The 24,914-nt window shown below is 40.2% G+C and carries 23 protein-coding genes and 2 pseudogenes; 2 read left to right on the forward strand and 23 right to left on the reverse strand.

Going from position 1 to position 24,914, the window contains the following annotated elements:
- From LIQ05_RS20400 to LIQ05_RS15435, 4 genes and pseudogenes are all read right to left on the reverse strand, one after another.
- Positions 1-163 (reverse strand): annotated as a pseudogene (locus tag LIQ05_RS20400) (IS256 family transposase); the annotation flags it as partial.
- A 129-nt stretch (positions 164-292) separates the two neighbouring features.
- On the reverse strand, positions 293-835 hold the full coding sequence (locus LIQ05_RS15425) for a flavodoxin family protein (RefSeq protein ID WP_226822086.1): 543 nt from the start codon (positions 833-835) through the stop codon (positions 293-295).
- Positions 836-929: 94 nt separating this feature from the next.
- Complete coding sequence (locus tag LIQ05_RS15430) at positions 930-1,436, reverse strand: sugar O-acetyltransferase (protein WP_330634014.1); 507 nt, start codon at positions 1,434-1,436, stop codon at positions 930-932.
- Between the two features lie 2 nt (positions 1,437-1,438).
- Positions 1,439-2,437, reverse strand: coding sequence for an alpha/beta hydrolase (locus LIQ05_RS15435; RefSeq protein ID WP_226822087.1), 999 nt, complete (start codon positions 2,435-2,437; stop codon positions 1,439-1,441).
- A 119-nt stretch (positions 2,438-2,556) separates the two neighbouring features.
- On the opposite strand from LIQ05_RS15435, the gene LIQ05_RS15440 reads away from it, so the two are divergent.
- Positions 2,557-2,994, forward strand: coding sequence for a MerR family transcriptional regulator (locus LIQ05_RS15440; RefSeq protein ID WP_055154026.1), 438 nt, complete (start codon positions 2,557-2,559; stop codon positions 2,992-2,994).
- A gap of 36 nt (positions 2,995-3,030) precedes the next feature.
- On the opposite strand, the gene LIQ05_RS15445 is transcribed toward LIQ05_RS15440, so the two are convergent.
- From LIQ05_RS15445 to LIQ05_RS15530, 18 genes and pseudogenes are all read right to left on the reverse strand, one after another.
- On the reverse strand, positions 3,031-3,498 hold the full coding sequence (locus LIQ05_RS15445; protein WP_226822089.1) for a hypothetical protein: 468 nt from the start codon (positions 3,496-3,498) through the stop codon (positions 3,031-3,033).
- Between the two features lie 36 nt (positions 3,499-3,534).
- Complete coding sequence (gene rhuM / locus LIQ05_RS15450) at positions 3,535-4,470, reverse strand: RhuM family protein (protein ID WP_226822091.1); 936 nt, start codon at positions 4,468-4,470, stop codon at positions 3,535-3,537.
- A 284-nt stretch (positions 4,471-4,754) separates the two neighbouring features.
- The gene (locus LIQ05_RS15455; RefSeq protein ID WP_226822093.1) at positions 4,755-4,991 is read right to left on the reverse strand and encodes a hypothetical protein; all 237 of its coding nucleotides are present in this window, start codon (positions 4,989-4,991) and stop codon (positions 4,755-4,757) included.
- A 237-nt stretch (positions 4,992-5,228) separates the two neighbouring features.
- Positions 5,229-5,774, reverse strand: a complete 546-nt coding sequence (locus tag LIQ05_RS15460) for a hypothetical protein (protein WP_226822095.1) — start codon at positions 5,772-5,774, stop codon at positions 5,229-5,231.
- A 220-nt stretch (positions 5,775-5,994) separates the two neighbouring features.
- The gene (gene cas3, locus LIQ05_RS15465) at positions 5,995-7,578 is read right to left on the reverse strand and encodes a CRISPR-associated helicase Cas3' (RefSeq protein ID WP_318289545.1); all 1,584 of its coding nucleotides are present in this window, start codon (positions 7,576-7,578) and stop codon (positions 5,995-5,997) included.
- A 207-nt stretch (positions 7,579-7,785) separates the two neighbouring features.
- A complete protein-coding gene (locus tag LIQ05_RS15470) occupies positions 7,786-8,634 on the reverse strand; it encodes a DegV family protein (RefSeq protein WP_226822097.1) in 849 nt (282 codons plus the stop codon).
- Positions 8,635-8,655: 21 nt separating this feature from the next.
- A complete protein-coding gene (locus LIQ05_RS15475) occupies positions 8,656-9,411 on the reverse strand; it encodes a YoaP domain-containing protein (RefSeq protein ID WP_226822099.1) in 756 nt (251 codons plus the stop codon).
- Positions 9,412-9,651: 240 nt separating this feature from the next.
- Positions 9,652-10,698: an FUSC family protein gene (locus LIQ05_RS15480; protein ID WP_226822101.1), complete on the reverse strand. Its 1,047-nt coding sequence runs from the start codon at positions 10,696-10,698 to the stop codon at positions 9,652-9,654.
- 79 nt (positions 10,699-10,777) lie between these two features.
- A complete protein-coding gene (locus tag LIQ05_RS15485) occupies positions 10,778-11,497 on the reverse strand; it encodes a response regulator (RefSeq protein WP_173771418.1) in 720 nt (239 codons plus the stop codon).
- Positions 11,490-13,127, reverse strand: coding sequence for an ATP-binding protein (locus LIQ05_RS15490; protein ID WP_226822103.1), 1,638 nt, complete (start codon positions 13,125-13,127; stop codon positions 11,490-11,492). The genes LIQ05_RS15485 and LIQ05_RS15490 overlap by 8 nt, the downstream gene beginning before the upstream one ends.
- Positions 13,128-13,164: 37 nt before the next feature.
- Positions 13,165-13,440: a hypothetical protein gene (locus tag LIQ05_RS15495; protein WP_173716005.1), complete on the reverse strand. Its 276-nt coding sequence runs from the start codon at positions 13,438-13,440 to the stop codon at positions 13,165-13,167.
- Between the two features lie 38 nt (positions 13,441-13,478).
- On the reverse strand, positions 13,479-14,126 hold the full coding sequence (locus tag LIQ05_RS15500; RefSeq protein ID WP_148462026.1) for a potassium channel family protein: 648 nt from the start codon (positions 14,124-14,126) through the stop codon (positions 13,479-13,481).
- A gap of 18 nt (positions 14,127-14,144) precedes the next feature.
- Positions 14,145-15,482, reverse strand: a complete 1,338-nt coding sequence (locus tag LIQ05_RS15505; protein ID WP_226822105.1) for a TrkH family potassium uptake protein — start codon at positions 15,480-15,482, stop codon at positions 14,145-14,147.
- Between the two features lie 133 nt (positions 15,483-15,615).
- Positions 15,616-15,753: pseudogene (locus LIQ05_RS15510) on the reverse strand (HAD hydrolase-like protein); the annotation flags it as partial.
- A 217-nt stretch (positions 15,754-15,970) separates the two neighbouring features.
- Positions 15,971-18,241: a formate C-acetyltransferase gene (gene pflB / locus LIQ05_RS15515; protein WP_416386003.1), complete on the reverse strand. Its 2,271-nt coding sequence runs from the start codon at positions 18,239-18,241 to the stop codon at positions 15,971-15,973.
- Positions 18,242-18,261: 20 nt separating this feature from the next.
- Positions 18,262-18,894, reverse strand: a complete 633-nt coding sequence (gene ttdB / locus LIQ05_RS15520) for a L(+)-tartrate dehydratase subunit beta (RefSeq protein ID WP_226822109.1) — start codon at positions 18,892-18,894, stop codon at positions 18,262-18,264.
- 15 nt (positions 18,895-18,909) lie between these two features.
- A complete protein-coding gene (ttdA, locus tag LIQ05_RS15525) occupies positions 18,910-19,815 on the reverse strand; it encodes a L(+)-tartrate dehydratase subunit alpha (protein WP_226822111.1) in 906 nt (301 codons plus the stop codon).
- A 102-nt stretch (positions 19,816-19,917) separates the two neighbouring features.
- Positions 19,918-21,183 (reverse strand): SLC13 family permease, encoded by a 1,266-nt coding sequence (locus LIQ05_RS15530; RefSeq protein ID WP_226822113.1) that lies wholly within the window; start codon positions 21,181-21,183, stop codon positions 19,918-19,920.
- A gap of 263 nt (positions 21,184-21,446) precedes the next feature.
- On the opposite strand from LIQ05_RS15530, the gene LIQ05_RS15535 reads away from it, so the two are divergent.
- Positions 21,447-22,364, forward strand: coding sequence for a LysR family transcriptional regulator (locus LIQ05_RS15535; protein ID WP_226822114.1), 918 nt, complete (start codon positions 21,447-21,449; stop codon positions 22,362-22,364).
- Between the two features lie 273 nt (positions 22,365-22,637).
- Here LIQ05_RS15535 and LIQ05_RS15540 read toward each other — a convergent pair whose 3' ends face one another.
- Positions 22,638-24,893 carry a glycosyl hydrolase family 95 catalytic domain-containing protein gene (locus LIQ05_RS15540; protein ID WP_226822116.1) on the reverse strand — a complete coding sequence of 752 codons (2,256 nt, stop codon included), beginning with the start codon at positions 24,891-24,893 and terminating at the stop codon, positions 22,638-22,640.
- Positions 24,894-24,914 lie beyond the last annotated feature (21 nt).

A 24,914-nucleotide genomic window follows, 5' to 3' on the forward strand; every position in this document is an offset into this window, starting at 1 on the left:
CCGCTTCCATCATTTCCTTAATGGTACCGCCTAAAAGATCCTTGAGCGCATCCTGGATATCTTCAGCAGACTGGATATCATACTCTTCTAGAAGCTGATGGATGATGTTTCGTTTTCCTTCGGTCATTTGTACTCGATGTACCGGTTTCTTTTGTCTTGCCATAATAAAAGGTCCTCCTAATGATAGTTATTGTATCATAGAAGAACCTTCTAAACATTATTTTACAGAAAAAGTTTCATACTCTCGATAAAACTAATATACACAGACTAAATAACAGTACTCTTTTCAAACTCATAATTTCTTTCCAAGTTCATATGCTTTTTTCATCACATCAGCATGGCTTGCAGCTATATTTGCAGCATCAATTCCACCGCCACCGACCATGCCTTTCAAGGAAGCCTTTTCAAAACAGTCTACCCAGCCTTGCAGACCATTGTAGGCTTTTTCAAATGCACTTTCATCATTCTCAGCAGCAGTTGCAATCATATAAATATCTCTGAATGAATAATCTGTCGAATATAAAGGATTCAATCTATCAAGAAGTGTTTTCATTTGGCCACACATCTCATAGTAATAAATTGGTGTTGCATAGACAATGACCTCCGCATCCTTTACTTTTGCCATAATATCTGCAACATCATCCTTCAGTACACATATCCCATTCCTCTGACAGGATAGACAACCGATACAATATTTTATATCTTTTCCTTTCAAAGAAAGAAGTTCCACATCATGCCCGGCTTCTTTTGCTCCATTTGCACACTCATTTGCAAGTATATCAGAATTGCTGCCTCCTCGAAGACTTGTCGATATGATCAATACTTTTTTTGCCATGATTAAATTTCTCCTTTTTCAGTGTCTTTTTTAACCTTCCGTATAACTTTCGCAGGCACTCCTGCCGCAATCATATTGGCCGGAACATCCTTTGTTACAACTGCTCCGGCTGCAATGACCGAACCTTCACCAATCGTACCCCCCCCCCCGGAAGAACCGTTACATTTGCTCCAAGCCACACTTTTTTTTCGATGTGAATCGGCTGAAATATCATACCTGCTCTTTTCTCGGGATCTTCCATATGATTGATCGTTGCCAATACTGCTGCATTATGTCCAATCAGGACTCCAGCCTCTATATAAATACCACCCTGATCCTGAAACTTACATCCTGCATTAATAAAAACATTTTTACCTATATGGATATTTCGTCCGCAGTCTGTATAAAACGGAGGAAACATTCCAAAACTTTCATCTATTTTTTGTCCGGTAAGTTCCGACATAAGCTGTATAATTTCTTCTTTTGTATGATATTTGTTATTCAGCTCCATCGTTATCTTTAATGCCCTTTGAGACAGCTCATGCATAACCAGATGTTCTTCACTTCCACCATCTACGATATATCCGGGCTTCATATTACTCAAATATTCTTCACACGTCATAATTAACCAACTCCGTTTTCTTTAAAAAATTTCTGAATTTTGTCAAATGGGATCACATCCGGATTATCGTATAGATCTGTATGAACAGCTCCCGGAATTGTCAGCAGTTCTTTATTGGATGTGTACTTGCTGTTCTTGATCATATTTTCATAAGCATCTTTTCCAAAATAATAGCTGTGTGCTTTTTCTCCATGAACGATAAGGACTGCACTTCTGATTTCATTACTGTACTTTAATATTGGCTGATTCATAAATGACATACATCCAATACTGTTCCAGCCATCATTTGAATTCAGGCTCCTTTTATGATAACATCTGCCTTTATAATACTCACTGTAATCTTTTACGAAGAAAGGTGCATCTTCCGGAACCGGAAGGGGAACACAACCACCGCCTCTTGAATATTCGCCTTTACGGTATTCTTCTGTCCTGAGGGTATTCAGTGACTGTTTCTTTGCATAACGTGCTTCTTCACTGTCCTCAGAATCAAAGTATCCATTCGCATTTACTCTTGTCATATCATACATGGTAGAAGCAACGGTTGCTTTTATTCTTGTATCCAACGCAGCTGCGTTAAGAGCCATTCCACCCCAGCCGCAGATTCCAATGATTCCTATTTTATCCGGATCCACATCTTCCCGAACAGAAAGGAAATCAACAGCAGCCATAAAATCTTCTGTATTAATATCTGGAGAAGCCATAAATCTTGGATAGCCTCCACTTTCCCCCGTAAAAGAAGGGTCAAATGCAATCGTTAAATATCCTCTTTCAGCCATTGTCTGTGCATATAATCCGGAACACTGTTCTTTGACTGCCCCAAATGGTCCGCTTACGGCAATCGCAGGATATTTCCCAGATGCATTTTTAGGTTTATACAAATCTGCGGCAAGTGTGATTCCATAACGATTTACAAATGTCACTTTCTTATAGTCTACTTTTTCACTCTGTGGAAAAGTTTTATCCCATTCAGATACCAGCTTTAATTCTTCTGTTTTTAACATATTTAACATCCTCCATATGCAAAATTTCTTGTAATTATACTAACAATAGTATATGATATAAATATCTTACAACCTAAAGTTAACTTTAGGTCAAGCATAAATTTGAAAGAAGGTTTTTTATGTATACAATCGGTCAGGTCTCTGCAATGTTTAATCTTCCTGTTTCTACATTAAGGTATTATGACAAGGAAGGCTTTTTCCCTAATCTGGAACGCAAGGGAAATATCCGTTATTTCAGCGATAATGAATTAGAAGCACTTCGTATCATTGAATGTCTGAAGAAATCCGGTCTTGAGATAAAAGATATAAAGCAATTTTTTATCTGGGTATCTGAAGGCAGCTCCAGCTATGAAAAAAGGAAAGAATTATTTGAAACCAGAAAATCAGCTGTTGAAACTGAAATTCAGGAACTTCAAAAAACTCTCTCCCTCTTAAAATTCAAGTGCTGGTATTACGAAACAGCAATGAAAGATGGTAACGAAGATGCTATAAATGCCATGTTGCCTGACAAACTTCCAAAAAATATACAGAAACTATATGATAAAGGGCATGACTGATTTTTGCTTTCTCCATCAAACTGGAAATTGTTACACTTAAAAAAGCGGAATTTCACCATCATAGTTTTCTGCTTTTTCCAATAGCGGTCCTTTAGCTCCCATCGTAAACGCGATGTCGCTACTGTGGATAGAGAGCAGCTCCATTCCGGGTCTCACCTTCAAAAAATCCATCATTTTCTTCGTAAGAAGAATTTGCCCCTCCTGTGAAATTTCTACCCAGCAGTAGGAACGCCCCTTGTATTTGATAAATTCGCCAGAACCTGCTGAGTAGTCAAGCAACGGTGGAGTATCGTCCAAAATGTGACCAAGTTTTGACGGATGCAAAAGGCCTTTCCGGGTGACGCAGAAGCCACCGGTAATCTTACTTCCGGTAAAAAGATATACTTTTCCTTCATCTGCAATGTGATATTCTTCCATTGCCTGCGGTGGAATCCGCAATGTTCCATCCGTCCGAATGAGTGATTTCCCGAAAATAAATTTTCCTCCCTTATTCATTTGTGGCATAAAAAAACCTCCTGAAATTCCGATTTGAAATCAAATTTACATTATTAGCAAATTCATCACCAAATTAACCATAATATCTTTCTCCTTTGGATCTGACTCTGCAATCATTAATGTTATTGCTACTAATGCACCATCGCTTACCCTTTTTTGATCAGCTTTGTAAAGTATATTATTTCGAGCCAAAAATTCCAAAAATAACGATGCAGCAATTCTCTTGCATCCATCAGCATAAGGATGATCTTTTATCATAAAATACAAAAGATTGGCTGCTTTCTCTTCTAAGGAAGGATAAACATCTCCTCCAAAAACATTTTGATAAACTGCTGCAAGAATACCTTCAACTTTTCCCTTTTCTTTCTCAATCCCAAAGACATCCGAGTGAAATGAATCTTCCATTGCGTTCACCATATTTCGGCAATCTTCATATGTAATTCTATAGATAGCCTTGCTTCCAGTAGGCTTTTTAAGTGATTGATGATCATACTGATCTAACAGCATCAAAGCATTTGTATATAAGCTAACAGCTTTCAACACCTCTGCTTCATCTACTTCCAAAGTGCATGCAAGCATTTTTGTTTGGATATTTATTGTTCGTTGTAAAGCTTCTAATCTTTTTTCATTGATTGCATACCCCTGTATGATATACTGTTTTAGAACACTATTAGCCCATTTTCTAAATTCTACTCCTCGATTAGATTTCACTCTATAGCCTATAGAAATAATCATATCTAAATTATAATGTTCTATTTGATACACTTTTCCATCTGAAGCAGTTGTCGCAAAATTTGCGACAACTGAATTATCCAACTCTTCTTTTAATGCATTATTAATATGTTTCCCAATTGTCTTTACATCTCTTCCAAACAATTCGGCTAACTGTTTTCTATTAAGCCATACAGTATTATTTTTAATAGGCACAGTTAACTTTATTTCTTTATCAGCAGTTTCAAACAAAATTAATTCATTCTCCATGTTTGATTTCCCTTCTGAAAATACAAAAAATGCCAACAGTTAAAACGAATTCAATAATAAATCTTCTTTACGATAAGGACCTAATGTCAATCTATCTGTAATGATATGTTCTTTTTTTAGTATTTGCCTGCTCATCGCTCTGTTTCCTTCCTTACTGATATACAGCATTGATAATCACGCCTTTATTGTGACCGATCCCGATTGTTCTAAGCAAATTCACACCTTATATTTTCTGTAAATTCGATTATATATAAGTATCAATACCGGAATTCCAGCAATACAGCCTACTCCGGTGAAGATTCCTGCAATGACCATGTTCCATACTTCAGCAAAGGATGCCAGCCAGAACACCAGGCAATATCCAATCCACATAGTTTTTTTCTATTCCATGCAAAGATGCCGATTCCTGTAAATAACATACTACAGGGAACCATAATAACCAGCCAGATGATACTGTCCATATCAAAAGTCATCTTGTGTTCTTCCTTTCCATCCTGTTCTCTGTTTTCTAATAATACCATAAAAAGGGGATTCATGCATGACTTTATACACGAATTCCATTTTGGAAGTGTATTATTTACAGTTTAAAGTTAGAATCTTGGCAGCAGGATACGGCTTTTTCGTATTTCATTTTTCTACTTTTCGTTTGCAATAAACATTCACATATAGCAGTGATCCCGGTAAATACACAGATTCTGGCAAATCATCCGGTCTGTTTTAAATGTTCGTCAGTGTCAGCAGGAATCTGGCAAGATCGATTACCGCATAAGTTTGAGCAGATCCTCGTTGTTAAAATGAGGATCTATAAAGTTTAGGTTCTGTACTTCTGGATCTTTTGAAGTGAATAAATTTATCTCGCAGGAAGTTCCAGAGAGTTTTTGCACCATATCGTTTTTGAGTTGTACGGCCGCAGATGCTGGATCATGGTCAGTGCAGTGGTATTCCAAGGCCGTTTCAAAGGAATCCACCAGGACATGACATAAATCGTCAAAATCTTCCCGGGAATTGGTACTTCCCAGTAGTTTTTGCAAATCATTTTCTGTAATATTGTTCATCATGAGAGGTCCGATCTTCGGGATGATATACCTGTAGATCAGGTCTTTATACTTTATCCTGCGGGCAGATGAGATTATTTTCATTCCCGGCAGGTAGATACTGAGCCAGTATTCGAAAAAGTCTTTTACACTGTACTTGAAAATACACAGCCTTTTTTCTTCTATCTGCTTTTCATAAAAAGAACGCTGGGAAAGAAGTTCTTCCCTAGTTACATACGCAGTCTGGATTATTTTTTTCTGTCCTGACATAAAGGAACATTGGATCCGGTAATAAAAAAGGCTGCGATCTTTTTTACAAAGTGGATGCTCATATAACTTAGCATTGATCAGTTTTCCGTATGTAAATGCCTGGATTATGGCTTATTAAAACGCATCTGTTTAAATTCATCCATAATATTTTTCTTATCCAGGCTTGTTCCACGATAATGATAAAGACGTTTAAAATAGTCTGTAATTCCTGTTAAGTCATCTACTTTTTCATAGTCTTGCAGAACAGATGTTGCTGTTTCAATTTGCAATTTCTGATTTCCACCTTTTTTTCGTCAATTAAATCAAAAATATAAACTTTACTTTTCGCTACATCCTTCTTTCCGTTCCTGTTGCATCTTCCGGCTGCCTGAATTATAGAATCCACACTTGCAATCTGTCTGTAAACAATGTCAAAATCCAGATCCACTCCTGCTTCCACCAGACTTGTTGAAATAACAATGCCCGTTTCATTTTTATCCAGTTGCTCCCGAATTATTTTCAATACTCTTTTTCTATGTTTGGGATACATATTTGTAGATAAATGATATATATTTTTCTCTTCTTTCTGCAGTTTTTTGTACAGTTCCTGCGCAGTTTTTTTCGTATTCACAATGCAAAGTACACTTTGATCTCCCTGTATTCGCATGAGCAATTCCTCTTGAGAGATTTTTCCTATTTTTTCATAAGTAACCCGCTCAAAGAAGCGGAACTGTTCTTCTATACGAGGACATAATTCTATCATTTTATTCTTCGACGAGAAAAACATTTCAAGCGCAGGCTGTGTTGCAGTACATAAAACAATACTTGAAGCATAATTATCAACCAACTCCTGCAAAACAGAAACACAAGGTTTTAAGTAATCCATTGGGAGCATTTGCGCTTCATCAAATATCACAACACTATTTGCAATGTTATGGATTTTTCTGCATTTTGATGATTTGTTTCCAAACAAAGATTCGAAAAACTGTACATTTGTTGTCACAACTACAGGTTTATCCCAATTTTCACTTGCAAGCTGCATCGGATAAAACTCTTCTGAATCTTTATATTCTACGTTACAATGATTTTTCAATACATTTTCTGCACCAAGAATTTCTCGAAATACCTGCGCATTCTGTTCGATTATACTCGTATAGGGAATCACATAAATAATCCGATCCATCTGATGTTTTACTGCATGTTTTAATGCAAAGGCAAGAGAAGCAATCGTTTTTCCTCCACCGGTTGGAACTGTCAGCCGGTAAATTCCTCTTTCTTGTTTTCCCATTTCCATACAATGAGCTAAAATCTCCGTTCTTCTTCCATTAATACTTTCCAGCTCAGTATTACTTAACCAAGGTGCAACATGTTGTTCTAGTTTTTTCTCCAGAATTTGCATCGTTTCTCCCGAAACACGACCAGTATTTTCATTTTTTATAAAAAATTCTGTATCCAGAAAATCCGCATCTACTAAACACGAATACAACATCCTTACAAAAACACTTAATGCAAAATCTAAATTTTTAGTTGGATCAAACACAACCGGATCTGTATGAAGCATTGGAATTTGTATTTCATTTTTATAATTTTCGAAATCACAGATCCTTTTTTTGCATCTTCCACATAAGCTGTTGCTGATTGCGGTGTTTCCATAATCCGGAAGTCCAGCATGATGTCCAGCAATACAATAGCTCAAAATAGAATAGTAACCGCCTTTTTCATTGCAGACTTTTGCACCTGCAGTTGAATGGTCTACTCTTTCACCTGTATCATTTTGAATTTTTCTTTGAAACTCTTTGGAATATTTTCCAAGATCATGTAGCATTCCGCAACAATAACCCCATTCTTTTTTTCAAAATTTTTCCGCAAAAGATCCTGCTAATTCTGCCGTACCATATAAGTGTTCTTTTACTGTCTGTACTCTTTCACCATCTTTATGCGCTATATACTCCATGCAAACAACACCTCCAATAAACATACAAAAAAAGAATATCACATTACAGGATTTAAAGGTGAAATTGTAGCGAATTCCTTATTTTGCAATATACAAAACACCTAACGTGCCAGGTCCACAATGACTTGATATAACACCACCTGCCCTGGTTTCCAATATCTCATCAAAAACGCCAAGCTCTTCCAGATAAGCCCGCACTTTCTCTACAGTTTCCTCTTCACAGCCAGAATGTGTTATGAATACACGTTCTGGTCTCGCATTTTTTAAATCTTTTTCCATATCTTTAACATAGTCCATGATAACAGAATCAATTTTTCCCCGGTATTTCTTAGAAGCATTCATAACGCCATTTTCTACTACAATCCTGGGGTGCAGTTTTAAAACACCTCCAGCCATAGCCGCTACTGCATTGCAGCGTCCACCTCGGTACAAATAGGTAAGAGTATCTACCACAAAGCTTGCTCGCACATTTGGCTTTAGCCTCTCTATCTCAGAAACAATCTGGGAAGCTGTCCGGTTATTCTTTGCCATAATTGCAGCCTCTATTACAAGAAGACCGATGCCTGTAGAAAGGTTTGCAGAATCGATTACCTTTATCCTGTCAGAAGCCCCCAGCTCTTCAGCAGCAAGGCGCATCACATTTCCAGAGGTGGACATACCTGCTGAAATAGAAAAGCAGACAATTTCCCTTCCAGCCTCTACATATGGGCGAAAAAGCTCCATGGCATCTGCCAGGGCAGGAGCAGAAGTTTTAGGCGTTGTCTTATTTGCGTCAGACCAGGTATAAATCTGATCCGGAGTAATGTTTTTTCCATCCTCATATTCCTTATCACCCAGAAGAATATGAAGCGGAAGAATGTCAATCTCATATTTTTTTAATAACTCCTGCGAAAGGTCGCAGGTACTGTCTGAAATAATTTTTACCATATTCGTTTCTCCTCTGCCAACTCATTTTCTATCAGATTCCCGGCCTGCAAGAGCCAGAAATTTTTTATCAGACTGTATTCCCTGTGTCAGAAACCTTCCATCTCTGAATAGCGCATACGTTGTCACCGGTGCCGGAACGTTCTGTGCAGCTTCTCTGCTTGTAACATGAATTACCTTTAAAGAAATATTGTGTTCTTTTGCCACTTCCACTACACGGGGCACCCAGTAACAGGTAAAAGGACATTGATCTGTATAATAGAGAACAAATCCTTTCTCTTCTACTTTCGGGTGTCTTGCACATTCTTTGAATTTTGGCGGCTCAGTATCTGTGTCAAATGGTAAATACATAAGATTGATTCCGCAGTCCGAAGTATCTGCAACAGAAAATCCCTTAAATTTTAAATATTTCGGGTCTGCCAGAAATTCTTTTTTTCGTCCTTCTGAAGACAGAATACAGATTCCCTTTTTCCCTTGTTCTTTTGTATCACGAATGCATTCATTCAGCAAATCATTGGAATAGCCGTGTCCTTTCATGGAACCGGAAACCCATAAGCAGTTAATGTATATATATCCGTCTGCATCAATGGGCACCCAGGCATTCTCAGCAGGAATATATTCAATAAAACACTTTCCGCGCTCTGCACTCCGATAAAAAACCAGTCCTTCTTCAAAACGCTGTTTTAACCACTCTTTTTTTACGATACTGTTTTTTCCTGACATAGCACAGCAGATATGTTCCTTATCAATGTTTTCTTTTGTAATTCTAATATAATGCATTGTCTCGCTTCTATCCTTTCCAGGTAATACAATTACAATTTTCTCCAAAGTCTGTTTGGATTTACTATACCACTTTATTAAGATTGGGTACATTGAAATTTACAGAACAAAAAACTGCGGAAATAAAAAGCATTTCCCGATTTCATTTCTGATTTCGAAAAACGCTTTATCCATTTCTTCCTCCGTATTTCACATACCATATCATATACGACATGTTTTTTCCAAAGTCTATTAGATTTACTACTCACATCTGTTTTCTTTTGACATCCCCCAATAAAACACAGCGCAAAATACCAGAGCAAAAACAACACCAAATACATTCTGAATCACTCTGAGGCTGACTGCACCCTTTAATCCATAACTCTCTGCAGCGATAGCCAAAGCGCCAAATGTATTAAATACAGCCTGCCAGCCATATTTTGCGGAAAATCCTACACCGATTCCGCCAAGGATTCCTATATATGCATAGATGGATGACGGAAGCAGGAAATACAATGCTGTAAAACAAAGAACTCCTGCAATATTTCCCACAATTCTTTTCTTCACTCTGTACTGCATGTCTTCCATAAACGGTAAGATTGCTGACATAGCTGCAATACCTGCCCACATTGCACGTGGCATTTTAAAAAGCTCTGCAATACAAAGTACAGCCGGTACACACAGGATCTGGCATAACTGCCATTTTGTCCTGGAAGAAGAGAGATCAAATTCCTGCAGTACATCCTGTATCTTTCTTTTATAAACCTGGTTTCTGTGATTTCGATAAAATACCAGACAGGTAAGTACAGCTCCTACTGCCATTCCCACCAGTCTCATTTCGTAGCTTTTTCCTGTTACATCATATCCATATAGCAACAGATATCCAAGAACGAGTGTGGACTGATTAAACATAAATGGATTATGACAGCCGAACAGAATCAGCACTGCCAATGCAGCAATATTTAACAGCATTCCCGGTATCGGGGAAAGCTGATTTGCCAGATGTGGACACACTGTCATAACTGCGAAAAACAAAGCCAAAAGTATGGTAGACTGTCCAGTATGGATTCCGAGATCGGCATTTCGAAATACCATAAGACATAATAAGACAACGACTCCTACAATACTGTTCTCATTTCCAAGCAGAATACTGAAAATAGTAACAAATAAAAAACAAAATGCCATCGTGACCGCTACCTTCGCCATATATACAAACAGATGATATATTTTTTCTTTTGCGGTCTCACTTTTTTTCAGCAGGTCTTTTGAACCTGCCTGATTCAACTGAAGTTCCTGATAAAATGTCATATAGCACCTCCGCTTTTTTGTAAATAGGCATTTTATCACAAACAGGAAGATAATTCAAGAATGATTTTTAAGAGAATAATTACCTGGCCAGACCATTGCTTTCAATTCTGATCATACGATACCCAATTCCAATATGCGTCTGGATGTATTGCACACCATTTTTTTCTGGCTCCAGTTTTTTTCGCAGTGTTGCCATAAAAACACGGAGGGAAGCAACGTCATTTTCAGAACACCGCCCCCAGATCTGCTGGGTAATAAATGTATGTGTCAATACTTTTCCCGCATTACGGGATAAAAGGCAGAGCAGCTTATACTCAATAGGAGTCAGATGTAATTCTTCACCCTTCAGATATGCACAGCCAGCCGAATAATCGATCTCTAATTCACCATTTTTAAAAACAGATGTTTCCTGCTGTTCTCCGGGCTGCGTTATTGCAAGTCTCCTTTGCGCAACACGAATACGCGCAAGCAATTCCTCTACAGAAAACGGTTTCGTAATATAATCATCTGCACCAGCGTCCAGTGCTTCAATTTTATCTGTATCCTCACTTCTGGCACTGATCACAATAATCGGCATGTTCGACCAGGTACGGATTTTCTTTATTACTTCTACTCCTTCCATATCAGGAAGCCCGAGATCCAGAAGGACAATATCCGGATGATGAGAAGATGCTTCCAAAATGGCCGAAGAGCCGTTTTCTGCTGCCAGATATTTATAGTCATGTGTCTTTAGTGTCGTAACAATCAGGTTTCTTATAGGTCTGTCATCCTCAACCACCAGAATTAATGTTTTATTCATTCAATGTCACCTCACTTAAGGGTAAAGTAAAAGTAAAATTACATCCATGGGGATCATGGTCCGTCAGAATCAGGGTTCCGTCATGGGCTTCTATAATAGAGTGACAAAGCGCCAGCCCCAGTCCCAGACTTCGGTGACTATCCGCAACTGTTGTTTTGCCGGTATAAAACATCTGGAAAATATGCGGTTTCATTTCTTCCGGAATCCCAGGTCCATTATCCTCCACGCTTATCTGCGCTTTTCCATCTGTTTTAGTTCCCCGGATTCTGATTACAGTACCTGGCGGCGTATATTTTATGGCATTGTCAATTAAATTTACCAGAACCTGTATAATAAGGCGGACATCCATACGTGCAAGAACAAGTTCTTCACAGTCAGTTACGATTTTATAATCGTCATGCTTCCGGCTGATATGCCGCAGAGCCTCTGCGATCACCTCATCTAACAGCTGATCTGTAAATTTGAATTTCAGTCTTCCATCATTTAGCCTGGTAATGGAAAGCAGATTCTCCACAACTCCGATCAGCCATTCAGAATCATCATAAATATCCGTATAGATCTGATGCTTTGTAGCTTCATCCAGCCGTTCACTGTTGCTAAGAAGCATATCTGCATTACCTGAAATGGAGCAAAGAGGAGTTCGAAGATCATGGGAAATTGCCCGAAGAAGATCTGCCCGCAGCTGTTCGTTTTTGGCTATCACTGCATTTTTTTCTTTTTCCATGGCATTTTTGGCATTTTCCATTGAAAGTGCACATTCATTTATCACGGACAGCAGGATACTGTATTCAAAAGAGTCCAGTGTTTCTTTCTGCAGCGGTATTCCTATTACACCGTAAACATTGTTCCCGCTCCGAATTGCCAGATATAAGCATTTGGCATGTGGAAAATGATGTGTGGATGCACCGGCACGCTGTCTGTTTTCATAGGCCCATCTGGCTATCTTCTGTTCTTCAGGTGTTAAAAAATCTTCCGCGTCCTCTCTTTCCTCACCGGAAAAAAGCTTTCCCGCTGATAAAGCTCCGTTTTCTACTACATATGCTGTAATATTGCGGTTTAGCAGACGAAGAAGCTGTGTACAGGTGACATCAAGAATTTCTCTCTCTCCTTTAGCCTTTTGCAGCAAACGGTCTGTATCAAACAGAATCTGTGTACGAAAGGCAAGCTGTGTAGAAAGCTTTGCATGTGTTTTCAGCTTCGCCGCAAGTGCCCCAGTAAGTACGGATGAAATTAGCATTATGAAAAAGGTCACCGGATAACCCACCGCATAGGTCTGAAAAGACATCCTTGGTTCTGTCAGAAAAAAGCAAAATAAAAAGACACTTAAGAAAGAACCGGCCACACTGCATAGATAACCATCTGTCACAATGGAAGTAAGCAAAACTCCCAGAATGTATATGGTTACAATATTTGTATCTGTGAAATCCAGCTTCTGAAACAGCAGACCAATCAAAGTACATACTGCAAATATAAAAACTGTCAGAAAATAATCCTTTGCAGACGGTTTTTCCATATACCATGTAAATGACCGTTTCTGATAGTTTCCTGTTTTGACCGTATCCGGAATAATATGGATATCAATATCCGGTTCATCTGTTTTTTTATTATCCTCTTCAATTCCCAGACTCATCCTGCCAGTCCCCTTTTCTGCCGTTTTTGCAATTATATCATGCGACTGTATTATGGTCAAAATCCTTTTTTTCATACCCGGACTGTCCATCAAAAATTATAATTTCAGCTTCCTTATATTCAATTTTACACTCATGAATCTCTCTTAACAATTCTTCATCCGAAAGAGTATTCAAAAACAATATCTTCGATGACTGCTGTTTTTCTTCCGTATTTTCCTGAATTTCGCCCCAAAACTGATCTGCTTTATTTGCAATATAAAATCCAAGTCCAAACAAACAAAATACAGTAACAGCCAATATTCCTTCTGCCATTGTCTTCACCTCTATAGCAGCCTCTTCATAACAAATGACTATATTCGGAAACATTTCTGAAGGGCTCTGTATTCCCCTAATACCAGTAATTTATGATTCTCTTCAAAATACGTATCCGGTGAAATTGCAATACCAAATTCTCCTTCATTTTTTACTGCCAGAATATTAATATTGTAGCGTTTTCTGATATCCAGTTCTCCTACTGTTTTTCCAACCCATTCTTCTGGAACTTCCACTTCAAAAATCGCATGGGATGCATCCACCTCCATATAGTCGAGGATATGATCATCTGTGTAACGGATCGAGGCCCACTTTGCAACCTGCTTTTCCGGATAAACCACTTTATCCGCACCATTGCGCAAAAGGAATTTTTCCTGAACATCACGCTCAGCCCTGGATATCACCAGTTTCGCTCCCAGTTCTTTCAGAAGAGAAGTTGTTTCAAGAGAATTCTGAAAGCTTCCTCCAATGGTTACAAAACAGATATCGTAATTTCCTATTCCAAGGGAACGCAAAAATTCAGCATTGGTGCTGTCACCAATCTGCGCATTGGTCACAAATGGTAATGCTTTATCTACTCTCTCCTCATTCCAGTCAACTGCCATAATTTCATGTCCCAGCTGATTCAGCTGCATAGCAATATGTCTTCCAAATCTTCCAAGTCCAATAAGCAATACATTTTTCATAATTATATTTTCTCCTTCTTATCCAACTGTTATTTTCTCCAGAGGCAGTTTTGCATTTCCCCTGTTTCTTCTTGAAAGCACCGCATAAATCAGAGTCAGACCACCTACACGCCCCAGATACATCAGTATAATCAGCACAATTTGCGAAAACATATGAAGCTTCGGTGTAATTCCCAGTGTGAGTCCTACTGTTCCCACAGCTGAAGCAGCTTCATACAGGCAGTCTAAAAGAGGAAGCTCTTCATATACACTGATTGCAAGTCCGCCACAAAAAAATAACGTAAAATAAAGCATAGCGATTGTCGCCGCATTTTTTATCACATGATATTCCAGCCTCCTGCCAAAAGCCCCTGCATTTTCCTGGCTTCGGAATGTAGCAATTGCATTTAACAAAAGAACTGTAAACGTTGTGGTTTTCATTCCACCAGCTGTAGAACCAGGTGAACCGCCAATCAGCATTAACAATATCATAACTGCTTTTGAGGCTTCACTCATCTTTGAAATATCAATCGTGTTAAATCCGGCAGTTCTTGTAGTTACCGATTGGAACGCCGCAGCTAATAAGCGATTCCCTGCGGATAGATTTTTCAAATCACAGATGAAGAAAAAAATGATCGGAATTAAAATCAGGCATGCGGTAGTCACAAGGATAATCTTGCTTTGCATGCGATAACGTTTAAACTTCAGTTTGTTGGTATAAATATCGTCCCAGGTGAGAAAACCGATTCCCCCTATGATGATCAGAAGCATAATCACTACATTTACAAGAACATTTGCAGAATACCCGGTCAGGGAAGGAAAAGGATCGGCAGATGTTCCAAGAATATCAAAGCCAGCATTACAAAAAGCGGAAATAGAATGAAAGACTGACAGCCAGATTCCCTTTCCCTTGTAATCCCATAAAAAAACCGGCAGCAGTAACAATGCCCCTGCAGCTTCAATCAAAAATGTCCCCTTTAAAATAAATCTTGTCAATCTGACGATTCCGCCAACCTTAGGCGCGGAAATCGCATCCTGCAGGGTACTTCTCTGCATAAGGGATATTTTTTTACCGGAAAGAAGGGAAACAGATGCAGCCACCGTTACCACTCCAAGTCCGCCTATTTGTATAAGTACAAGAATAATTGTCTGTCCTGCCAGAGACCAGTAGCTTCCGGTATCCTTTACAACAAGCCCGGTTACACATACCGCCGAAGTGGCTGTAAAAAGAGCCTCATGAAATGGAGTTGGTATTCTATCTACAGATGAAAAGGGAAGCATTAAAAGAATGCTTCCCAAAAGGATCACTCCTGCAAATCCCAGAATTATTAGCTGAAAAGATGTCAGATGTTTTTTCTTATATGATTTTTCCGTCATAAACGATCAGAACTCCTTAAGAATAATTACTTTTTTGTTGCACTCATTATATATAATTGCCTTTAAAGATGGCATAAGAGTATCTGATTCCGTATTAAGATTGTATAAAGATGTGAAAAAATTAGATCTGATATTACTCTGCTTTTGACTTTGCCCTGGCAGGAATATCTCCCACTCCATTTAAAACCATAGTTGGACGATATGCATACATTTTAAGTGTATCCCTCGTCGAGCACCCGGAAAGGACCAGTACTGTAGACATACCGCTTTCTGACTTCCTACCCCGTATACCGCACCAATCAGTGCAAAACAGGGATTTCGCCCGTCCAAAGGATATTTATAAATAATAGATGTAACCAATACTACCAGAGCTGTACGCCACATACGTTCTGTCAGACGAGGCGATTTGAAGTTTTTCAACGGCGTAAGCTGCCATTTGTTTTTCACTTCTGCTCTGTCCAGCATTTCCTGTGGTCCCATAATATTATTTATAAAGTCTTATGACAGGTACGCGCAATTACATCAAGCTGCTGTTTCTTTGTTAAGGAAATAAACTTCACAGCGTAACCGGAAACACGGATGGTAAAGTTCTGATACTCCTCTTTTTCCGGATGTTCCATTGCATCGATCAGCTTCTCGGTACCGAATACGTTTACATTCAGGTGATGTGCATCCTGCGTAAAATATCCATCCAGAATCTGAACCAGATTGTTCTTGCGCTCCTCATTCTCATGTCCAAGTGCATCCGGATTGATGGTCTGAGTGTTGGAAATTCCATCCAGAGCCCAGTGATACGGAATCTTGGCAACAGAGTTCAGGGAAGCCAGAAGTCCATTCTGCTCTGCACCGTAGGATGGGGAAGCGCCTGGGGCAAAGGAGGTGTATGCCTTACGGCCGTCCGGTGTAGCACCGGTAGCTTCGCCATAAACTACGTTAGAAGTAATTGTCAGAATAGAAGTACTTGGCTTGGAATCGCGGTAGGTATGACGGCGGCGGATCTTGTCAAAGAAGGTGCGCAGCAGCCAGGTTGCGATCTCATCTGCACGAGGATCATCATTACCATAACGCGGGAAGTCGCCCTCAATCTCAAAATCCTTTGTAATGCCTTCTTCGTCACGGATGATCTTTACTTTCGCATATTTAATTGCGCTAAGTGAATCAACAACATGTGAAAATCCGGCAATTCCAGTTGCAAAGGAGCGATCGCAATCGTTGTTGATCAAAGCCATCTCCGCAGCCTCATAATAATATTTATCATGCATGTAATGGATCAGATTCAGCACGTTTACATAGATGTCTGCCAGCCAGTCCATCCACCAGTCGAATTTCTCGATTACATCGTCATAGTCTGCATATTCAGAAGTAATACGCTGCATAGCAGGTCCGCACTGGATTCTGTGTTTCTCATCAAAACCACCGTTGAACGCATAGAGCAAAGTCTTTGCAAGGTTTGCACGTGCACCAAACAGCTGAATCTCTTTTCCTGTTTTTGTTGCGGAAACACAGCAGCAGATGGAGTAATCATCTCCCCACTCCGGTTTCATAACCTCATCGTTCTCATACTGGATGGAGCTAGTGTCAATGGAAATCTTAGCTGCATATTTCTTGAATGCAGTTGGAAGATTCGGGCTGTAAAGAACAGTCAGATTCGGCTCCGGACTTGGTCCCATGTTTTCCAGAGTATGAAGGAAACGGTAGTCTGTCTTTGTAACCATATGTCTTCCATCCAGGCTTGTGCCGCCCACTTCCAGAGTAACCCAGGTAGGATCTCCGGAAAACAGCTGATTGTATTCCGGAATACGGGCAAATTTTACCAGACGGAATTTCATGGTCATATGGTCGATCAGCTCCTGTGCCTCAGACTCGGTAAGGGTACCATTCTGAATGTCACGCTGAATATAAATGTCAAGGAAAGTAGAGATACGTCCAACACTCATTGCGGCACCGTTCTGCGTCTTAACAGCTGCCAGATAACCGAAGTACAGCCACTGGACTGCCTCTTTGGCGTTTCTTGCAGGTTTTGAGATATCATATCCGTAAACCTTTGCCATCTCTTTCATTTCATTAAGAGCTTTCAGCTGCTGGCTGATTTCTTCACGCATGCGGATCACATCATCGTACATGTTTCCGCAGCCAGCGCGGTAATGAGCCACTTTTTTCGCCTCAATGAGACGGTCAATTCCGTAAAGAGCTACACGGCGGTAGTCACCAACAATACGTCCACGGCCATAAGTATCCGGCAGACCGGTAACAACGTGTGTTTTTCTTGCAAGACGCATCTCAGGAGTATACGCGCCAAAAACAGCGTCATTGTGGGTAGTTACATAGGTTGTAAAAATTTTCTTCAGTTCCGGATTGATCTCATATCCGTAAGTTTCAGCTGCCTGAACTGCCATACGGATACCACCGTAAGGCATAAATGCACGTTTCAGCGGTTTGTCTGTCTGCAGTCCTACGATCTGCTCCAGCTCCTTCATATCCTCGCTGATGTAGCCAGGTCCATATGCGGTAAGGCCAGAAACAACTTCTGTCTCACATTCCAAAACGCCGCCTTTTTCACGTTCTTCTTTCTGAAGCTTCTGGACATGATTCCATAACTTCTGAGTACGCTCTGTAGGATCAGCCAGAAATGATTCGTTTCCATCATATGGGGTATAGTTTTTCTGGATAAAATCGCGTACATTGATCTCTTCCTGCCAGATTTCACCACAAAATCCGTCCCATGCGCCATTGCTGTCAAATTTTCCAGGGGCTGTCATTGGCATTGTTTGGATCCTCCTTATTTGATAAACTTAACTTCTGGATAAATTGCCTGTTTAGCGGCTTCTTTTCGCTCATTGAAGATAACCTTGTTCTCCTCAAACAGGTTGCGTCCCTGTGCATCAATGGATACGATCAGCGGGCCAAACTCTTTTACTTTATTGCACCATAAGGTCTCTGGCATTCCAAGCTCGTCCCAGTGATGCTCCGCGATCTTCTCAACCTCCGTAGCCGCTACTACTGCACAGCCAGCTGGGAAGACACAGTGGATTGCTCCAAACTCTTTGCATGCACGCTCTGTGTTCGGACCCATTCCGCCTTTTCCAACGATTACTCTTACGCCGGTAAGCTTGGTAAATTCATACTCAAATTTTTCCATACGCATGGAGGTTGTCGGTCCAACGGAAACCATTTCGTAGCCATCCTCTGTTCCCTCAATCTTACGAACGATAGGGCCAGCGTGGAAAATAGCCTTGTCCTTGATGTCATATGGAAGCTCTCTTCCATACTCAACCAGACGGCGGTGTGCCACGTCACGGCAGGTCATCAGATCTCCGTCCAGCCATACAATATCGCCGATTTTGATGTCAGCCAGGTCTTCTGCACTGACTGGTGTAATAAGAACTTTTTTATCTCCTCTGATTTCGATCATGATTTTTCCCTCCGATTATGCGTTGAATTTCCATGTGGAATGTGTATCACAGGTTACTGTAAGGTCAGAATTTACGATCAGGTGACCGCGGCGGTGTGACCAGCAGCCTACGTTTACTGCAACACCGATTGTAGATGGATGACGGGCTGTATTCTCAATATTAACTCCCATTACAGAATATTTTCCGCCCATTCCCTGCGGTCCAAGGCCGATTGCATTGATTCCGTCTTCCAGAAGCTTCTCCATTTTGGCTGCGTTTGCGTTGTCGTTGTGAGAACCGATTGGGCGCATAAGTGCTTTTTTGGAGTTGAGGGCTGCTGTCTCTACAGATGTTCCTACACCTACACCTACAAGAAGCGGAGGACATGCATTCAGTCCGTAGGTTGTCATCTGATCAAGAACAAAATCGGTAACACCTTCATATCCTGCGCCTGGCATAAGTACCATAGCTTTTCCTGGAAGGGTGCATCCTCCGCCTGCCATGTATGCGTAGATCTCACATTTGTCGCTGTTTGGAACAATGTCCCACCATACTGTCGGAGTTCCTTTTCCAACGTTTTTCTTGGTGTTGTACTCGTCGAAGGTTTCTACAGAGTTATGTCTTAATGGTGCTGCGAAAGTAGCCTGTACAACTGCTTCTTTCAGAAGAACTTCCAGCTCATTGATATATGGGAAATTAGTTCCGCATTTCAGCCAGAACTGAAGAACTCCTGTATCCTGACAGCTTGGACGGTTCAGTTCTACAGCCAGTCCCTGATTCTTGGTCATTGTCTCATAAAGTACTTTTGGAAGCGCTGCGCTTTCCTGGGAGCCAAGCTCTTCCAGTTTTGCTACTACGTCGTCTGGTAATTTTTTTCCAATGTGGGCAACAAAGTCTGCCACCATATCTGTTAATACTTTAACTCCATTTTCCTTAGTCATGATTTACCTCCTGATTATTAAATGGTTTGGCATTTTATTTTTGGTTATTTATCTAAAGCAGTAATTTACCGCTTTATATCGTTTTGTTTTTCTTCTCACTCCTTAGGGATAGAATGGGAAAAGAATGGGCAGCAGAATCATACAAATTGCAAAGGATACCAGAATCAACAGTAAACCAGATTTTACGTAATCCTTGAATTTATATCCTCCAAGACCTACTACCATAGTATTTGCAGGCATTCCAATGGGTGTTGCATATGCACAGGAACCTGCGATTACGGTTGCTATAACAACGGCTCTTGGATCTGCTCCAAGATTGTTTGCCAGGGAAACGGCAATTGGAATCATTAGTGCTGTTGTGGCTGTGTTTGACATAAAGTTTGTCAGTGCACAGGTTACAATGAAGATTACCAGAAGAAGGATTACCGGATTCGGATCTGCCCCCAGAAGTCCAACAAGCTTGTCCGCAATCAGCTCACCAGCACCGGTTGTATCCAGAGCTTTTGCCAGTGCAAGAGAACCACCGAACAGTAATACTACTTTCAAATCGATGGAAGCCAAAGCTTCTTTTTCTGAAAGTACACCTGTCAGCACCAGAACAATTGCTCCGATACAGGCGGAAAGCTGAATGCTGATTCCGATCATTTCCTCGAAAATCATTGCAAGGATTACAAGTATCAGAACCACCAGTGATACGGTCTGTTTCCACTTCGGAACATCGCTGAAATCTTTCTGATCTTCAATTGCTGCCCCTGCTGCTCCTTTTCCATCTGGAAGAAATCTGTATCCGATAAATATGAAGTAGAGGATTCCCAAAATTAACATCGGAACTCCAACTGGTGCATACATGAAGAAGCTTGTGGAAAGCCCCATTTCCTGAAGTGCATTTACACCCATCAGGTTTCCAGGTGCGCCGATGATGGAAAGATTTCCGCCAAGTGCTGCTGCAAATACCAGTGGCATCAGAAGGCGGCTTCTTGAATAGCCGGATTCATCGGCAATTCCACAGACCACAGGGATCAGAACTGCTGCTGTACCTGTATTGGATAAGAATCCAGACATGATTCCCACAATTACCATAATTGCAATGATCAGCGTTCTTTCTGTTCTGGCAAATCTGGTAACCAGACCTCCAATTTTATTTGCCATTCCTGTTTCAAATAATGCCTGGCCGACTACAAACATGCCGACACAAAGGATTACGTTGCTGTTTACATACTGTGAAAATGTGGTAGATACATCCAAAACTCCGGTGAGTGTCAATCCAATTGCACAGATTGAAGCGGTAAGTCCAAGTGGAATTTTTTCAAGGATGAAACTAATGATCGTAAACACAAGAAACAGCAGTGTGATTGTTTGTTGAGACATTTGTAAATCTCCTTTCACTTCTTTTTCTTTGTATTAATCTCTCTTGAAAGGTACCGGCCGTGCACGTTTCCTTTGATGAGTTTATTATAACCTTTGCACATGTAAAAAAACAAATTAATGGACTGTATGTCCCCATAAATATTTTTTATAATCTCATTTTTCGGAAATGTTTTTTGTGCAATATTGCCATATGATATTGAATTTTATAAAGGTATGTGGTATTTTTTAAGAAAAAATGAATTAGAATTAGGGGTACTTATATTATGACGCTCAACCAATTACGCTACTTCTGTACGGCAAGCCGCTGCCACAGCATCACCAAGGCGGCTGAAGAATTATATGTCACCCAACCCACCGTGTCCGTGGCAATCCGTGATCTGGAAATTGAATTTGGTATCAGCCTTTTCTATCGAAAAGGGAACCAGCTGATTCTGACCCAGGAAGGCGAGGAACTTTACGAAAAAGCAACTTACATTCTTCAATATTGCAACGAACTTCAGGCAGACTATTCCAGCATGGCAAGAGTAAAACCACCTCTCCGTATTGGAATCCCGCCTATGCTTAGCACCGTATTTTTCCCAGAGCTTCTTATAGCCTTTCATCAGGAATATCCGAATATAGCCGTTGTACTGGAGGAATATGGGTCTGTCCGTGCCTGTAATCTGGTCCAGAACGATACGCTTGATCTGGCACTGGTAAATATGGAACAGTATAATATTGACAAATTCCATAACGCTGTTCTGGCTAACGACCAGATTGTTTTCTGTGTGAGCAATGATCATCCACTGGCAGACAAAGAAGTGGTTACGATCAAAGAAATGTCAAAAGAATCCTTGATTTTTTTCAATGCTGATTCTGTGCAGAACCAGCTTATTAAAACACGCTTTGAAATGGAAGGCTACATCCCTAACATAGTCATGCGTAGCAGCCAGATTCATACCACACTTCAGTTTGTAAAAACCTGTAAATACAGCTGCTTCCTCTACTCGAGCATGATTGATAAATTTATCTCCTTCGGTATCACTGGGATTCCACTTAGCTCCCCCATACACATAAAGATTGGAATGATTTGGAAAAAGGGAAAATACATCAGTGGTGATATGCAGAAGTTTTTGAACTTCACCAGAATGTACTACCGGGAACATCCCCTGACTCAGAAGCTTTCAACACCACGAAGTTGATTCCCTTTTCCAAAATCCACTACTATAAAACCCGGATTTACAAAAAAGATACAGACCCACAGTAATTACTGCAGATCTGTATCTTTTTTATTCGAAAGTTCCGGTAAATTTCCAGACCATGTCTGGTTCCTCAGGAAGGTAAGTTACATTAGGGCGCCAGGTTGCAATAACCATATCTTCTGAATTTACCCATAAGCAATATTCTTCTTTATAAGAAGTATTTATAAGTCCTACAGACAGATACAATGCTCCTATTTTCAGACGCTAATGCCGTTAAAGAGCTCCTGTGAATATCTGAATCTCCTCTGCATTTAAAACTATTTTTTCTTCACAGCCATTATACAGGATTATACATTCTGTACGGCATATGGAATATAAAGATATTTCTGTGACGCACTTATTTTTCCATTTAAAACCAATAGTAATCCCTCCAGGTGCTTTAAGACCGCTTATTTCCCCATCCGTCCACTCATCTGGCAATGCAGGAAGTAGAAGAATCTTATCTCCTTCATATTGGATTAGCATTTCCAGAACAGCTGCTGCAAAGCCAAAATTCCCATCAATCTGAAATGGTGGATGGGCACAAAGCATATTGGGATAGATGCCACCTCCTGTCAGACTACATTCTTCTTCTCTGGTAAAACGCAGCTGGTTTTTTAGAAGTTTTAATGCATGATTCCCGTCACCAAGTTTTGCCCACAGGCAGGCTTTCCAGGCCATGCACCACCCGGTTCCTTCATCCCCTCTTCTTTCCAGTACCACACGGCAGGCTTTCAGAAGTTCTGGACTCTCCTTGGAAATCAGATTTCCAGGGTACAGGCCATATAAATGGGAAAGATGTCTGTGGTGAATATCCGTTTCCGGATAATCATAAAACCATTCCTGTAGCTGCCCTTCTTTTCCGATTTTCCAGGGCGGAAGTTTTTTCAGAGCTGCTTTTACCTGGGCTGATAAATCTGTACAGTTCAGAATTTTGCTGGCTTTCAGATAGATTTCAAACAATTCCTTCAAAATACTTATGTCCATGGTGGAAGCAAAGGTAAGGCTATGGCTGGTATGATCCTGAGTTACAAAAGTATTTTCTGGTGACGTGGAAGGAATTGTCACAAGAAAATCTTTGTATGGAACCAGGGAGCCAAGATAAAATTCCACAGCTCCTTTTATTAAAGGAAATGCCCTTTCTTTTAAAAATGTTTCATCAGCAGTATAACAATAATGTTCCCATAAATGCCGACACAACCATCCGGAACTCATAGGCCACATGGAATAGGTGCAGGGATTTTCATCCTGTCCAAAGTGTCCCACCGGACTGGAATGCCCCCAGATATCCAGGTTATGGTGGCTTACCCAGCCATTTAAGTGATAAACATCTTTTGCTGTTTTTATCCCTCTTTCTGCCGTTCGTTCTATGAGCTGGAACAAGGGTTCGTGACAGTCACTCAAATTTCCTTTTTCTGCCATCCAGTAATTCATTTCCGTGTTAATATTTACCGTATAATTACTGCTCCAGGGGGCACGCATGGAATGGTTCCAGATTCCCTGAAGATTTGTACATTGGGAACCTGGTTTTGAGGAAGAAATCATCAGATACCTGGCAAAGTAGAACATTTTTAACACAAAGTTATTTTCTTCGGCGTCGTTAAGGGTAAAACTTACTCGATCAAAGTACTTTGCATATTCTTTCAAATGTGCCATTTTCACCCTGTCATATTGCCAAAATCTCAAACGTTCCAGCATCTGTTTTTTGCGGGATAGATAAAAATCCTTCTGTTCAAAGTCTGTCAGTCCAGATAAATAAACAAAAACATTCCGGGCATCTTTTATATACAGCTTGTTTTCTTGCTGAACAGTTTTCCCATCCGTCTGCACATACAGACAGAAGGCAAAACGGATTCCAAGTCCTTCTTGATATACAATCGGATTCTTGCAGGAATAATAAGGAGGAGCTACAGAAACAGGAGCCTGTCCCTCCATAAGAAGTCCGTTTTTTTCAAACAAAGAAGTCTGATGGTGTATCTGACTTTCCAAGGACAATGCCATTTCAAGGCTACAATCCTTGCTGGAATGATAATGAAGTGCCATAACAGGTTCAGCCATACTTACAAATAATTCCCTTTGATATCTCTTTCCTTCCTGGCAAAACTCCACATTTTCTATGGCTTCTTTAAAAGAAAGCTGTCTTTTATAGCTGCCTGCTTCTGTCAATACAGGTACTTTTACATCAATCTTTAAATTACCAGCTGGAAGATAACTTTCTGTCCAATCACCAAGCACATTCTCCCGGCAGTAATCTTCTGCTTTCTGATATTTTTTATCAAAGATGTTATTTCTGAGAAATTCCCAGTCAATCTCCCTGTTTGGATTTTCTTTACACTTCCCGGTTCCAGACCAGAGGGTGTCAAGGTTTAATTCAATTTTTTCATTCTGAAATCGTCCATAAGACATTGCCCCCATTGCCCCGTTTCCAAGGGGCAATGCTTCATACCACTTGGCGGCCGGCTGCTTAAAAGTCATTGATAAATAATCCATCTTCGCATCCTCTCCAGAAAT

Origin of the sequence: Blautia glucerasea (genome assembly GCF_020537505.1) — a bacterium.
Classification (GTDB): domain Bacteria; phylum Bacillota; class Clostridia; order Lachnospirales; family Lachnospiraceae; genus Blautia_A.

Excerpts from the sequence above, each read along its gene's own strand:
- LIQ05_RS15425 (WP_226822086.1), bottom strand. The coding sequence starts at position 835 with ATGGCAAAAAAAGTATTGATCATATCGACAAGTCTTCGAGGAGGCAGC.
- LIQ05_RS15430 (WP_330634014.1), bottom strand. The coding sequence starts at position 1,436 with ATGACGTGTGAAGAATATTTGAGTAATATGAAGCCCGGATATATCGTA.
- LIQ05_RS15435 (WP_226822087.1), bottom strand. The coding sequence starts at position 2,437 with ATGTTAAAAACAGAAGAATTAAAGCTGGTATCTGAATGGGATAAAACT.
- LIQ05_RS15440 (WP_055154026.1), top strand. The coding sequence starts at position 2,557 with ATGTATACAATCGGTCAGGTCTCTGCAATGTTTAATCTTCCTGTTTCT.
- LIQ05_RS15445 (WP_226822089.1), bottom strand. The coding sequence starts at position 3,498 with ATGCCACAAATGAATAAGGGAGGAAAATTTATTTTCGGGAAATCACTC.
- rhuM (WP_226822091.1), bottom strand. The coding sequence starts at position 4,470 with ATGGAGAATGAATTAATTTTGTTTGAAACTGCTGATAAAGAAATAAAG.
- LIQ05_RS15455 (WP_226822093.1), bottom strand. The coding sequence starts at position 4,991 with ATGGTATTATTAGAAAACAGAGAACAGGATGGAAAGGAAGAACACAAG.
- LIQ05_RS15460 (WP_226822095.1), bottom strand. The coding sequence starts at position 5,774 with ATGTCAGGACAGAAAAAAATAATCCAGACTGCGTATGTAACTAGGGAA.
- cas3 (WP_318289545.1), bottom strand. The coding sequence starts at position 7,578 with ATGCTACATGATCTTGGAAAATATTCCAAAGAGTTTCAAAGAAAAATT.
- LIQ05_RS15470 (WP_226822097.1), bottom strand. The coding sequence starts at position 8,634 with ATGGTAAAAATTATTTCAGACAGTACCTGCGACCTTTCGCAGGAGTTA.
- LIQ05_RS15475 (WP_226822099.1), bottom strand. The coding sequence starts at position 9,411 with ATGCATTATATTAGAATTACAAAAGAAAACATTGATAAGGAACATATC.
- LIQ05_RS15480 (WP_226822101.1), bottom strand. The coding sequence starts at position 10,698 with ATGACATTTTATCAGGAACTTCAGTTGAATCAGGCAGGTTCAAAAGAC.
- LIQ05_RS15485 (WP_173771418.1), bottom strand. The coding sequence starts at position 11,497 with ATGAATAAAACATTAATTCTGGTGGTTGAGGATGACAGACCTATAAGA.
- LIQ05_RS15490 (WP_226822103.1), bottom strand. The coding sequence starts at position 13,127 with ATGAGTCTGGGAATTGAAGAGGATAATAAAAAAACAGATGAACCGGAT.
- LIQ05_RS15495 (WP_173716005.1), bottom strand. The coding sequence starts at position 13,440 with ATGGCAGAAGGAATATTGGCTGTTACTGTATTTTGTTTGTTTGGACTT.
- LIQ05_RS15500 (WP_148462026.1), bottom strand. The coding sequence starts at position 14,126 with ATGAAAAATGTATTGCTTATTGGACTTGGAAGATTTGGAAGACATATT.
- LIQ05_RS15505 (WP_226822105.1), bottom strand. The coding sequence starts at position 15,482 with ATGACGGAAAAATCATATAAGAAAAAACATCTGACATCTTTTCAGCTA.
- pflB (WP_416386003.1), bottom strand. The coding sequence starts at position 18,241 with ATGACAGCCCCTGGAAAATTTGACAGCAATGGCGCATGGGACGGATTT.
- ttdB (WP_226822109.1), bottom strand. The coding sequence starts at position 18,894 with ATGATCGAAATCAGAGGAGATAAAAAAGTTCTTATTACACCAGTCAGT.
- ttdA (WP_226822111.1), bottom strand. The coding sequence starts at position 19,815 with ATGACTAAGGAAAATGGAGTTAAAGTATTAACAGATATGGTGGCAGAC.
- LIQ05_RS15530 (WP_226822113.1), bottom strand. The coding sequence starts at position 21,183 with ATGTCTCAACAAACAATCACACTGCTGTTTCTTGTGTTTACGATCATT.
- LIQ05_RS15535 (WP_226822114.1), top strand. The coding sequence starts at position 21,447 with ATGACGCTCAACCAATTACGCTACTTCTGTACGGCAAGCCGCTGCCAC.
- LIQ05_RS15540 (WP_226822116.1), bottom strand. The coding sequence starts at position 24,893 with ATGGATTATTTATCAATGACTTTTAAGCAGCCGGCCGCCAAGTGGTAT.